Source organism: Streptomyces sp. NBC_00503, from assembly GCF_036346895.1.
GTDB lineage: Bacteria > Actinomycetota > Actinomycetes > Streptomycetales > Streptomycetaceae > Streptomyces.
The window spans coordinates 5916110-5928307 of sequence record NZ_CP107855.1 but is presented as its reverse complement, the minus strand read 5'-3'; the positions used below and the strand labels follow the sequence as shown (position 1 = coordinate 5928307).

Sequence of the window (12198 nt, the reverse complement as noted above, 5' to 3'; positions counted from 1 at the left end):
CTCACACGAGTAACGTTATAGGAGTAGACATGGGCATTTTGGACCGGCTTCTCGGCCGCAAGAGCCAGGCAGTGACCGAAGAGGTCGCTGCCGAGGATCTGACGGCGGAGTCCGCTACGGCCGATGAGGCCGTGACCGAGCCGGCTGCGGCCGAGGGGACCGAGACGGTGGAAGCCGTCGAGATCCCCAAGCAGCAGTCGGCGGAGGTCGCCGCGGACAGCGAGGCCGCCGGCGAGGGTGCCCGTACGTAGCGATCGCCAACGGAAGGTGACCCATGGGCCTGCTGGACGATTTGAAGGCCAAGCTCGCGCCCGCGAAGGACAAGGTCGGCGACCTCGCGCAGCAGCACGAGGGAAAGATCACCCAGAATCTGGAGAAGATGGCCAAGGCCGTGGACTCCAAGACCAAGGGCAAGTACAGCGGCCAGATCTCTAGCGGCACGGACAAGGCGAAGGACGCCCTGGGCAAGATCGCGCACAAGGACCACCCCGGCGGGCCGACACCGCCGGCGGCTTCCTGACGCGGTTCCGGAAAGGGGCGCGGCACCACCGGGCGTGGTGTCGTGCCCCTTCGTCATGTTCCGGGCCGCTGCCGGACGGACCCGCTCCCTAGGACCAGGCGGCGACGAAGTATCCGACCCCGTAGGGCGCGTCCTCGTACAGCAGCCGCCCTTCGAGACCGGCGCCCTCGGCGGCGCCCGCGAGCACCTGCCAGGGGGCCCGTCCGGCGGCCTGGAGCTCGGTGGCGAGCCCGGCGTCCATCGCGGTGAGGGCGGCCACGTCGGCGGCGCCGAGCGCGCGGGCGGCCTCGGCGTCGAAGGCGGCGGCGCGCTCGTCGAGGTAGCCGGGGGCCTTGAGGGTGCGGCAGGCGCTGCCGTCACCCATCACGAGCAGCGCGACCCGGGCGTCCCGCGCGGCGAGCTCCCGGCCGGCCGCCAGGCACTGCGCGGTGTCCAGGGGGCCTGCGACCCCGAACCCCTCCACGGGCGCGGCGCCCCAGCCCGCGCGGCCGAGCAGCCAGGCGCCGACGGCGAGCGGCACGGGCAGCAGGCGGGGGCCTTCCTCGCCCTCGCCCAGCTGTACGTCGCTCCCGACCCCGAACCCGCGGAAGCTGCCGCGGGAGCCCTGGGGGTAGGAGCCGTGGTGGTCCGGGTCAGCGGCTCCGACGACCACGAGCAGATCGGGCCGGGAGGCGGCGAGCACCGACAGCGCGTCCGAACACGCGGTACGGGCATCGCCGAGTTCGGCGGCGGCCCCCGCGGCGAGCTCGGGCACGAGCAGTGGCGGGGCGGGGCAGACGGCGGCGGCTACGAGCATGATCCGCAGCGTAGCCGCAGCCGGCCGGGCGGCGGGTGCCTCTCGGCAGGGTGGGATGTGGCTGCGACACGAGCCCCCGCGCCAGACGGCATGGGCAGCGCCCCCGCCCGGCCGCCGCCGGACGGAGTCCGGCGCAGCGGCGCGAAGCCCGGGAAGCGCGCCAGCGCTGAGCGGTGCGAGGGACGCGTTGGGAAGGAGACGCGTCAGGAAGGAACCGAACAGCCCGAGGCGGCCACCGGCAGCGGTGCCGGGACGCCCAGGGTCGGGATGCCGAGCAGGACGCCCTTGGGCTCGGCCGGAGCGGCGTTGCGCTTCTCCCAGGCGTCGCCCGCGCGGGTACGGCGTACCGACTGGGTCGGGCCTTCGGCCAGCAGGTGGTGCGGGGCCGCGTAGGTGATCTCCACGGTCACCACGTCACCGGGTCGGACCTCCTGGTCCGGCTTGGTGAAGTGCACGAGGCGGTTGTCGGGGGCGCGCCCGGACAGCCGGTGCGTGGCGCCGTCCTTGCGGCCCTCGCCCTCGGCGACCATGACCTCCAGCGTGCGGCCGACCTGCTTCTTGTTCTCGTCCCAGGAGATCTCCTCCTGGAGGGCGACCAGGCGCATGTACCGCTCCTGGACGACTTCCTTGGGGATCTGCCCCTCCATGTCCGCGGCCGGGGTGCCGGGGCGCTTGGAGTACTGGAAGGTGAAGGCGTTGGCGAAGCGGGCCTCGCGCACGGCGTGCATCGTCTGCTGGAAGTCCTCCTCGGTCTCGCCGGGGAAGCCCACGATGATGTCGGTGGAGATCGCCGCGTGCGGGATGGAGGCGCGGACCTTCTCGATGATGCCGAGGAAGCGATCCTGGCGGTACGAGCGGCGCATCGCCTTCAGGATCGTGTCGGATCCGGACTGCATGGGCATGTGCAGCTGCGGCATGACGTTGGGGGTCTCGGCCATGGCCGCGATCACGTCGTCCGTGAAGTCGCGCGGGTGCGGGGAGGTGAAGCGGACCCGCTCCAGGCCCTCGATGGCGCCGCAGGCGCGCAGCAGCTTGGAGAAGGCCTCGCGGTCGCCCAGGTCGGAGCCGTAGGCGTTGACGTTCTGGCCGAGCAGGGTGATCTCGCTGACGCCCTCGGCGACCAGTGCCTCGACCTCGGCGAGGATGTCGCCGGGACGGCGGTCCTCCTCCTTGCCGCGCAGGGCCGGAACGATGCAGAAGGTGCAGGTGTTGTTGCAGCCGACGGAGATCGAGACCCAGGCGGCGTACGCGGACTCGCGCCGGGTCGGGAGCGTGGAGGGGAAGGCCTCCAGCGATTCGGCGATCTCGACCTGTGCCTCTTCCTGGATGCGGGCGCGCTCCAGGAGGACGGGCAGTTTGCCGATGTTGTGCGTGCCGAAGACCACGTCGACCCAGGGGGCGCGGGACACGATCGTGTCGCGGTCCTTCTGCGCGAGGCAGCCGCCGACGGCGATCTGCATGCCGGGGCGCTTGGTCTTCATGGGGGCGAGCCGGCCGAGGTTGCCGTAGAGCTTGTTGTCGGCGTTCTCGCGGACGGCGCAGGTGTTGAACACCACGACGTCGGCGTCTCCGTCCGACCCCTCGGGCGCCCGGACGTACCCGGCGTCCTCCAGCAGACCGGACAGCCGCTCGGAGTCGTGCACGTTCATCTGGCACCCGTAGGTGCGCACCTCGTAGCTCTTGGGAACGTCCACACCCGGGCTCCGGTCACTGCTGCTGGTCATGCATCAAGGGTAAGGGTCTTCCCGGCGGCGCTCGGCCGGGGATCCGGAGGGCGCCGGGGGCGGTCGGGGGTGGTCGGCCGTGACAGGACGGCGGGGCGGTGGCAGGATCGCGGCCATGCCTCTCGTACCGCCCCGGATCAGCAGGCGCCGTGCCCTGCGGGCCCTGGTGGCCGTACTGGCCGTGCTCGGCGCCCTCGTCTGGTGGCTGCGGCCCTTCGGGGCGCCGGAGCTGGAGGGGGACCTGACCTTCAGTACGGGCGTCCAGAAGGGGGTCTACCACCGCTACGGCGAGCTCCTGGAGCAGGAGCTCGCCACGAGCATGCCCGGGGTCCGCGTCCGCCTGCGGACCAGCGAGGGCTCGCAGCAGAACCTGCAGCGGGTGGCCGCCGGGGAGGCGGACTTCACGGTGGCCACGGCCGACGCGGTGTCCAAGTACCGCCTCGACGGGAAGGCCGGCGCCGACCGGCTGCGGGGCCTCGCCCGCCTCTACGACGACTATGTGCAGCTGGTGGTGCCCGCCGGCTCGCCCGTGCAGTCCGCCAAGGACCTGCGGGGCAAGCGGGTCGCGGTGGGCCAGGACGGCTCGGGGGTCAGGCTGATCTCCGAGCGGATGCTCACGGCGGCGAAGCTGGACCCGGTCCGTGACATCACCCCGGTGCCCATCGGCATCGACACGATGCCGGCGGAGCTGCAGGCGGGCCGGATCGACGCGTTCTTCTGGTCCGGGGGGCTGCCGACCACCGCCGTGCGCGAGCTGTCGGAGCGCTTCGACATCCGGCTCGTGCAGCTGGGCGACCTGGTGGAGGCGCTCCAGGCCAGCGGCACCCCGGCGCGCTACTACCGGGCGGCGGTGATGCCGCAGGACGCCTACGCGCGGGCCCGCAACACCTCGGCCGTGGCCACGGTGGCGGTGCCGAACCTGCTGGTGACCCGGGACGACATGGGCGCCGAGCTGACGGAGCAGTTCACCCGCACCGTGATCGCGAGCCGGGACAAGATCGGGCGCGAGGTGCACGCGGCGCAGCTGGTGGACCTGCGGACGGCGATCTACACCGATCCGCTGGAGCTGCACGTGGGCGCCGCCCGGTACTACCGCTCGGTCAAGCCGTAGCGGGACCCGAAGAGCTCGCGGGGCTCACGCCGAGGGCAGCAGCATCGTGGCCGCCGCGGCCGCGCCGATCAGGCCCGCGTGCGTGCCCAGGGCCGCCGGGACGACCTGCAGCTCCTGGACGAACGACAGGGTCGCGTACGAGGCCAGGTGCGTGCGGATCGGCCCGAAGAGGGTGTCTCCCGAGGCGGCGACGCCGCCTCCGATGACGGCGATGTCGGTCTCCACGAGGGTGGCGGTGGCCGCGATGGCCGCGGCCAGCGCCCGGCCGGCGCGGTCGAAGGCGGCCAGGGCGACCGGGTCGCCCGCCTGTGCCGCCGAGGCCACGCCCGCCGCGGTGGGGTCCCCGGCCGGGACCCAGCCCTGGGCGAGGGCCCAGCGTGCGATGGCGGTGCCGGAGGCGATGGATTCCACGCAGCCGACGCCCCCGCACGCGCAGGGCTCCCCGTCGAAGGCAACACTGATGTGGCCGATGTGGCCCGCGTTGCCGGTGGGGCCGGGGTGGAGCCGGTTGTTCAGGACGAGTCCGCCGCCGACGCCGGTGGAGACCACCATGCAGAGCGCGTTGGCGTGCCCCCTGGCCGCGCCGAGCCAGTGCTCGGCGGCGGTCATCGCCACCCCGTCACCGGCCAGCACGGTCGGGATCCGTGCCCCGTGCTCCGCGAGCCGCGCTTCGACCCGGGCCTGGACCGGGAACTCCCGCCAGGCTCCGATGTTCACCGGGCTGACCGTGCCGCGCGCGGAATCCACCGGGCCCGCGCTGCCGATCCCGCAGCGCACCGCCGAGGACCACAGCGGGCCGGCCGCGAGCTCCGCGACCACCTCGGCGACGGCCGCGAAGACGGCGTCCCCGTCCGGGCCGCCCGGGGTGGGACGGCGGGTGGTGGCCGTCATCGTGCCGTCGGGGTGCACCAGCGCGCCGGCGATCTTCGTACCGCCGATGTCGATCGCGACCGTCAGGCCGGGGTCGCCCGGCACACCGGCGCGGGGGGCGGGAAAGGCGGAGGTGGGAGTGGGAGTGGTCACGGGGTCGCTCCAGGAAGGGGTCGAAATTCAGTATGCGGCCGGCGGCGGAGCCGTACTCTCGCGGGGCTCCAGCCGGGGCCGCTCGCTCTCGCGGGACCTCGGCGGGCTCCCCGCCAGGACGGCGAGGAGTTCCTCGGCGGCGAGCCGTCCGAAGCCCGCGGTGTCCCGGACGAGGGCGGTGAGCCGCGGGTGGGTGACCCGGCAGAGCGCGGAGTCGTCCCAGGCCACGATGGAGAGCCGGCCCGGCACGGGGATGCCCAGCTCGGCGGCGACGGCGGCGCCGGCCACAGCCATCACGTCGTTGTCGTAGACGATCGCGGTAGGCGGCTGCGGCTCGGCGAGGATCCGCCGGGTGGCCGCCGCGCCCTCGGCGTCGGAGTAGTCGGTGGGCACCGAGCGCACCTGGCCGGGGCCGAGCCCCAGCCGCTCGGCCTCGGCGTGCAGCGAGCGGATGCGGCGCTCGGTGTGGGCGAGTCCGGGCAGTCCGGCGACGTGCGCGATCCGGCGGTGGCCGAGCCCGTACAGGTGGTCCAGCACCTCGGCCATGGCGCCCGCGTCGTCCGCGAGGACGGCGGACAGGGTGGGCGGGGCGAGCGGGGCGGGCGGGGCGGAGCACGGCCCCGTCTCCCCGGGCCGGCCGCTCTCCCCGGGCCGGCCGCTCTCCCCCGGCGGGCCGGTCTCCCCCACCGTCACCGCGGGCAGGCCGAGCTGCGCCAAGAGGGCCGGGCGCGGGTCGTCGGTCCGCGGGTCCACCACCACGACCCCGTCGACACGCCGCTCCGCCCACCACCGGCGGTACACCGCGCATTCGGCGTCGAGGTCCTCGACGACCTGGAAGAGCAGGGCGATGCGGCCGGCGGCCAGGACCTCCTGGATGCCGGAGACCAGCTGGAGGAAGAAGGATTCGACGCCGAGGGTGTGCGCGGGCCGGGCGAGGACCAGTCCGACGGCGCCGGAGTGTTCGCCGGACAGGGCGCGGGCCGCGCTGTTGGGCTGCCAGCCGAGTTCCTCGGCGACCCGGCGGATCCGGGCGCGGGTGTCCTTGGAGACTCCCGGCCGGTCGTTGAGCGCGAAGGAGACCGCGCTCTCCGACACCCCGGCCTGGCGGGCGATGTCCTTGATGGTGGGTCTGCGGGCCATGGCCTGTCTCATCCCTCGCTGACGTGGACGGCAATGGCCGGACCGTACGCGATCCTGCCCTGGCAGACCGCCTTGGCCACCACCCAGTACTCCCCCGGAGGGGTGCCGAGCGGCGGCCGCACCTCGAAGACGGCCTCGGCCCATCCGTCCGCCGGTACCTCGACCGGCTGCACGGCGGGGGCGGTCAGCTGCCAGCTGCCGTACGGGGAGACGGCGTGGGCCTGCCCCCGCAGGGCGGAGCGGATGCCGGTGGACCCGATGCGCACCCGTACGGAGGTACGTGCGCCGGGGGCGACGGTGACGGCGGGTTCCGGCGCGTCCACCCACAGCCCGGCGGGGCCTTCGGGGGCTCCGGGGACGGTGACGGTCAGCACGTCCTCGAATTCGCCCGCCGGGGTGTCGGCGAGGATCCGGACCAGGTGTTCGCCGGGTTCGGCGTCCGCCGGGGGCTCCACGGTCAGCGGCAGCGACACGTGCCCGCCGGGCTCCAGCTCGGTCCGCCGCCGGGTCCAGGAGGTCTGCCAGCCCTCCGGGGCCCGGACCTCCAGGGCCACCGGGCCGCCCGCTCCGGCCCCGTGGGCGGCGAGGGTGACGGTCGCGCCGGAGGGAATCCCGTCACAGGTCACCGTGTACGGGGCGTCGCCGAGCGGAGCGGTCCCCGTGTTGTGCAGCCAGTAGCGGCTGAAGACCGGCTGGTGCGCTTCGCGTTCGCCCTCGCGCAGCGGCATGCCCGATTCCGTGAGCAGCAGCAGCGTGGTCGTCGCCGCGCCCTGGATCCGGCCCTCGAAGAAACCGAGCGGGCGGTCCAGCAGATCGGCCTCGGCGGCCGGATCCGTCGGCCACAGCGTCTCGGCCGTCACCGGGCGGCCGTGCGTCTCGCGCAGCCTGACGGCGAGTTCCGCGGAGCCCTCGGCCCGTTTGACCGTCTCGATCAGCACCCGGTCGGCCGGCTCCACGCCGAGCAGCGAGCGCGCGGGCGGCCGGGGGCCTTCGCCGGGTTCGGCCGTGACGGCGGTCAGCGGCTTGTTGAACTCCCTGCCCCTGCGCACCAGGTCCACCGACCGCCAGTCCCCGGAGCCCGCGACCAGCGCGTGCTCGAAGACATGGGTCCAGTGCTGGAGCTGGAAGGAAGTGCCGTCCGGGGCGGTGCGCCGCGGGGGATCCATCCACGCGCCGCTCGGGCGGCCGGTGCAGGACCGCATCAGGGTGCTGTGCAGCCGCCCGGCGGTGTCGACGGCGAAGCTGGGCGTCCCGCGGACCAGGACCCCGACCGTGCGGTCCGCGTACGCCTCCGTGTCCGCGTACGCCTCCCCGTGCGGGTACGTCGCCTCGTGCGGGTACGTCGCCCCGTGCGGGTACGTCGCCCCGTGCGGGTACGTCGCCTCGTGCGCGCGGCCTTCGCCGGCCGGAGGCCCCGCTTCGGCGGCCGCAGCCTCCGCCTCGATGCGGCCCGACTCTGCGACGGCCCGGGCGAGGTCCGCCGCCGGGCCGGTCAGGACCAGCACCGGCAGGTCCCGGATCCCGGTCAGGTCGCAGCCCGGGGTCCAGAGCGGGCGGAGCCCGGCGCGGGCCGGGACCCAGACCCGCGCGTGTTCCCGTACCGCCTTCGCGTACGCGGGATCCGCCGACTCCAGCAGCGCCGCCGTGAAGGCGTTCTCGCCGGGGCCGCCGAGTGCGATGCGGAAGTCGGGCAGGCTGCTGTCCACCGCCAGGTCCCCCCAGCGCGGCCCGCCGGGCCGGGTCGGGGTCGCGGTGACCCCGTGGCGGCCCAGGGCGGTGACCAGCTCCCGCAGGCCCTGCGCGGTGCCCGAGTCCGGGAGGACGATCTCGGCCGCGCCCAGTGCCCGTCCGCCCGGACCGGTCATCGGAGCCGACAGCGCGAACCAGTTCAGGCAGGGGCTGTCCAGGGTCCACGGGGCCCGCGTGTGATCGGCTCCGGCATCCGCCTCGGGAAAGGCGAACCCGCGCCCCACCACGGCGGCGGCCGTCTCGGCGACCGGCAGTGCGCCGGGCACGTCGGCCGGGATCCGCAGCCGCAGCAGCTGGTCGCGGCCTTCGAACGCGTGGACCGTCGTGGTGAGTTCCGCCCGGTCCAGGCCGTCCCACAGGGTGGTGGTCCGGGTCCAGCGGACGGGCCCGGTCCGCCCGCTGGCCACGAGGCGCGACCCCAGCGGCCCTCGCTCAGCCCGGCAGGACTCGGCGGGCGCGGCGCCCGACCCGGTGCCCGGCCCCTTGGGCAGCAGGTGCCAGGGGCCCTCTTCGAAGTAGGGGTGCTTGTCGTACTCCTCCTGCACGACCAGCTCGTCCACCTCCCCGGCGGTGAGCAGCTCCTGCCCGGTGCGCCGGTCCAGCAGCCGGGCGAGGCCGCCGCCGCGCGCGGGGTCGGCCTCGGCGCGCAGGAAGTCGTTCTGGACGGCGTGTCCCGGCGCGGGCTCCCAGCCGCCCGATACGGGCACCGGCGAGGCGGCCAGCCACCAGGTGCGGTGGCCGAGCGAGGGCACGTCGGCGGCGAGGAAGGCCAGTTCGGCGACCCCGTCCGCGACGGCCTCGAGGTGGACGGACGCGCCGCGGCCGGCGTCGTCGAGGAGGGTGACCCGGTCGGCGGCGGCGTCCGCGAGGCCCAGTACCGCGAGCTCGACGCGGGTGCGGACCAGGTCGGTGCGGGTCCAGGACACCGGGTTGTGCACGGTGACGGCGAGCGGGCCGGGGCCCCGGGTGTCGGCCTGGGCGGTCAGCGCGCGCAGCGCCTCCTCCCGTACCCCGGCGGCCAGGTCGTGGGCCTCGCGCCAGGTGGGGAGCAGGTCGAGGTAGACCTGGTCGGAGAAGGTCCCGGTGACGGCGTCGTGGTGGGCGGCGTGCAGCAGGTGGCGCCAGGCCTTGGACAGGGTCTGCGCCGGGTAGTCGGTCAGTCCTTCGGCGCAGGCGAGGGCGGCGAAGGTCTCGGCCTGTTCGAGGAGGTTCTCGGCGGCCCGGTGGGCCTGTTTCACATCGCTGTAGGTGACGTCCTTGCCGGTGTAGACGGGGCCCATCTCCCGGGTGACCGGCAGCGGCTGCTCGCCGCGCTCCGCGAACTCGGCGCGGACGGCGTCGAAGTGGGCGCGCGGGCCGCTGTGTTCCATGCGGGGCCAGCAGTAGCGGCGGTTCCAGGCGTGCTGCACGTCCAGGCCCCAGCGGTGCGGCCAGGAGAAGTCGGTGCCCATCGGGATCAGCACGTTCTTCGTGGCGGCGGCGGTGCGCAGCAGCTCGTACAGGTCCAGCAGCTGCTCGGCGGCGGCCTCGGCGTCGGGGGCCCGGTGGGAGAACCAGCCGGCCGAGTAGTGCGCGGGCAGGTAGTGCAGGAGCAGGCCCTGTCCGCCGCTGTCGCCGGGCGCGATCCACTCGTACTCGGCGGGCAGTTGCATGGCGGCGGGCGGGCGCAGTGCGTCGCCCCAGGTGTCCATCATCGGGCCCCATTGGTGGTGGGGGCCGCGGGCCAGGACGGCCGAGTCGAGGCCGGCGCCGGCCATCAGGGCGGGGAAGGACGGGTCGTGGCCGAAGACGTCGAGCTGCCAGGCGGTGCGCGGGTCGGCGCCGAGGGTGCCGCGGTGCAGGGCGAGGCCGTGGACGGCGCTGCGGATGGTGGTCTCGGCGGAGGTGAGGTTGGTGGAGGGCTCGTTGTAGGTGCCGCCGACGAGTTCGACGCGGCCTTCGGCGATCAGCGCGCGCAGCTCGTCGCGCTCGGCGGGGTGGGTGTCCCAGTAGGGCTTGAGGTAGTCGACCTCGGAGAGCACGAAGCGGTACGCCGGGTCCTCGCGCGCCTGCTGGAGGTGGAGCGGGACGAGGGTGAAGGCGGGAACTCCGGTGTACTCCCAGCCGCGTTCGGCCTCGCCGGGCTTCGGAGGCGCGTCCCACAGGGAGGTGTAGGCGGCCTGAGTGTTCCACCACATGGGGTCGTAGTGGAAGTGCGGGACGAGGCGGACGGTCCAGCCGGGCTCGGCGACGACGAGGCCGAAGGCGCGCTCGGCGAGCGGGCGGCCGTCGGGGGTGGTGACGCGGACGGTGGCGGGCAGGACGGTCCCGGGGGCGGCGGCGCCGGTGCGGACGGCGACCTCGACGGTGGACTCGGGGACCTCGGCCCGCTCCCCGAGCGCGGCGCGGGCGTCCGTGCCCGCGTAGGCCTCGGCGGTGTCGGCGCGCACGATGCGCGGGTGCGCGGTGGTGATTTCGGCCCCGTGCACGGACACGTGCAGCGGCCCGGCCGGGCGGGCCCTGCGGATGCGCACCCGGATGACCTGCGACGGGGTTTGTGGCGGGCCGGTGAAGAGTGCCGGTGTGGTGACCGACGTGACCGTAATTCCGCTGTCCATTTCCGCACACTTCCTTGTGTGACAACACCGCTCAACAACGACTAAACCGCATTAGTGCGCTTAGCTTCCAGCGACTTGAACCGGCCTGTCAACTGGACTGAAGCGCATAAGTACCACGGTCCCTGGGGTGAGGACTTTCATCCCGCCAAGTCGGGACGTTCGGAGATAACGGTCCTGTTGACTTATCCGGTCCGGGGACGGCAGGTTATGGGCATCCGGTGAATTCCCCTGAACTCCAGGACCATTCATGCACGACGGCCCCGCCGCCTCCCCCGCCCCGCGAACCCTCCGCTTCGGCGCCAACTACACGCCGACGCGCGGCTGGTTCCACCACTGGCTCGACTTCGACCTCGACGAGGTCAAGGCCGACCTCGACTCCATCGCGGGCCTCGGCCTGGACCACGTACGGGTCTTCCCGCTGTGGCCGGTGTTCCAGCCGAACCGGACGCTGATCCGGCCGCGCGCCGTGGAGCAGCTCGTCTCGCTCGCCGACGCGGCCGCCGAGCGCGGGCTCGACGTGAATGTCGACGGGCTCCAAGGACACCTGTCGAGCTTCGACTTCCTGCCGGCGTGGACCGGGACCTGGCACCGGCGCAACATCTTCAGCGATCCGCAGGTCGTCGCCGGGCAGGAGGAGTACCTGCGCACGCTGGCCGCCGCCCTCGCGGACCGGCCGAACTTCCTCGGCATGACGGTCGGCAACGAGATCAACCAGTTCTCCGACGACCCGCACCCCTCCCCCGACCGGATCACTCGGGAGCAGGCCGGGCGGTGGCTGGAGCGGATGCTCGCCGCCTGCGAGGAGGGCGCGCCCGGCCGCATGCACCTGCACGCCGAGTACGACGCCGCCTGGTACCAGGACGGGCACCCCTTCACCGTGGCCCAGGCGGCCCGCCTCGGCGGTGCGACCGCCGTGCACTCCTGGGTGTTCAACGGCACCGCCCAGCGCCACGGCCGCACCGGGACGGCCACCGAGCACCACGCCGCGTACCTGATCGAGCTCTCCAAGGCCTGGGCGCTGGATCCGCACCGGCCGGTCTGGCTCCAGGAGGTGGGCGCGCCCGCGCCGTTGATCGGGCCCGAGCACGCGGCCTCCTTCACCGAGGCGACCGTGGTGGGTGCACTGGACTGCCCTGACCTGTGGGGCGTGACCTGGTGGTGCTCGCACGACGTGTCCCGGGAGCTCGCGGACTTCCCGGATCTGGAGTACGGGCTCGGCCTGCTCACCAACGACCGCCGGGCCAAGCCCGCCGGGGAGGTCATCGCCCGGATCACCGAGGAGTGGCGGGGCCGCGCCCACCGCCCGGCGGTGCGCTCCACCGCGCTCGCCGTGGACGTGGGCGGCGCCGAGGCAGCGCCCCACCGCTCGGTGTGCGCCCCGGGCGGCTCCTTCTTCGAGGCCTGGGCCGAGCTCACGGCGCAGGGGGTGCGCCCGGCGGTGGTCCTGGCCGAACGCGCCGGGGACGCCGACCACTTGGCCTCCCGCGGCATCACCGAAGTACTGCACGTCTGCGAAGTCCCCACCCGGGCCTGACCGG

The 12198-nt window shown here is 74.2% G+C and carries 9 protein-coding genes; 4 read left to right on the top strand and 5 right to left on the bottom strand.

The genetic code is table 11. The features are described 5' to 3' along the window. The first annotated feature begins 29 nt into the window (after positions 1–29). Positions 30–251, top strand: coding sequence for a hypothetical protein (locus OG490_RS27445; RefSeq protein WP_330298931.1), 222 nt, complete (start codon positions 30–32; stop codon positions 249–251). A gap of 23 nt (positions 252–274) precedes the next feature. Beyond that, a complete protein-coding gene (locus OG490_RS27440; RefSeq protein WP_330298930.1) occupies positions 275–520 on the top strand; it encodes an antitoxin in 246 nt (81 codons plus the stop codon). A gap of 88 nt (positions 521–608) precedes the next feature. Here OG490_RS27440 and OG490_RS27435 read toward each other — a convergent pair whose 3' ends face one another. Then, entirely contained in the window at positions 609–1316 is a 708-nt protein-coding gene (locus OG490_RS27435; RefSeq protein ID WP_330298929.1) for a class III extradiol dioxygenase subunit B-like domain-containing protein, read from the bottom strand. Between the two features lie 203 nt (positions 1317–1519). Further along, on the bottom strand, positions 1520–3040 hold the full coding sequence (gene miaB, locus OG490_RS27430; RefSeq protein ID WP_330298928.1) for a tRNA (N6-isopentenyl adenosine(37)-C2)-methylthiotransferase MiaB: 1521 nt from the start codon (positions 3038–3040) through the stop codon (positions 1520–1522). A gap of 115 nt (positions 3041–3155) precedes the next feature. Here miaB and OG490_RS27425 point away from each other — a divergent pair, with 115 nt between their 5' ends. Then, entirely contained in the window at positions 3156–4151 is a 996-nt protein-coding gene (locus tag OG490_RS27425; protein ID WP_330298927.1) for a TAXI family TRAP transporter solute-binding subunit, read from the top strand. Between the two features lie 24 nt (positions 4152–4175). On the opposite strand, the gene OG490_RS27420 is transcribed toward OG490_RS27425, so the two are convergent. The 3 genes from OG490_RS27420 to OG490_RS27410 form a co-directional block, all read right to left on the bottom strand. After that, the gene (locus OG490_RS27420) at positions 4176–5108 is read right to left on the bottom strand and encodes an ROK family protein (RefSeq protein ID WP_330301091.1); all 933 of its coding nucleotides are present in this window, start codon (positions 5106–5108) and stop codon (positions 4176–4178) included. A 93-nt stretch (positions 5109–5201) separates the two neighbouring features. Then, positions 5202–6314, bottom strand: a complete 1113-nt coding sequence (locus OG490_RS27415) for a LacI family DNA-binding transcriptional regulator (RefSeq protein ID WP_330298926.1) — start codon at positions 6312–6314, stop codon at positions 5202–5204. An 8-nt stretch (positions 6315–6322) separates the two neighbouring features. Continuing rightward, positions 6323–10660, bottom strand: a complete 4338-nt coding sequence (locus tag OG490_RS27410) for an NEW3 domain-containing protein (RefSeq protein ID WP_330298925.1) — start codon at positions 10658–10660, stop codon at positions 6323–6325. Positions 10661–10907: 247 nt separating this feature from the next. Between OG490_RS27410 and OG490_RS27405 the strand changes: the two genes are divergently transcribed. Then, the gene (locus tag OG490_RS27405; RefSeq protein ID WP_330298924.1) at positions 10908–12194 is read left to right on the top strand and encodes a glycoside hydrolase 5 family protein; all 1287 of its coding nucleotides are present in this window, start codon (positions 10908–10910) and stop codon (positions 12192–12194) included. Positions 12195–12198 lie beyond the last annotated feature (4 nt).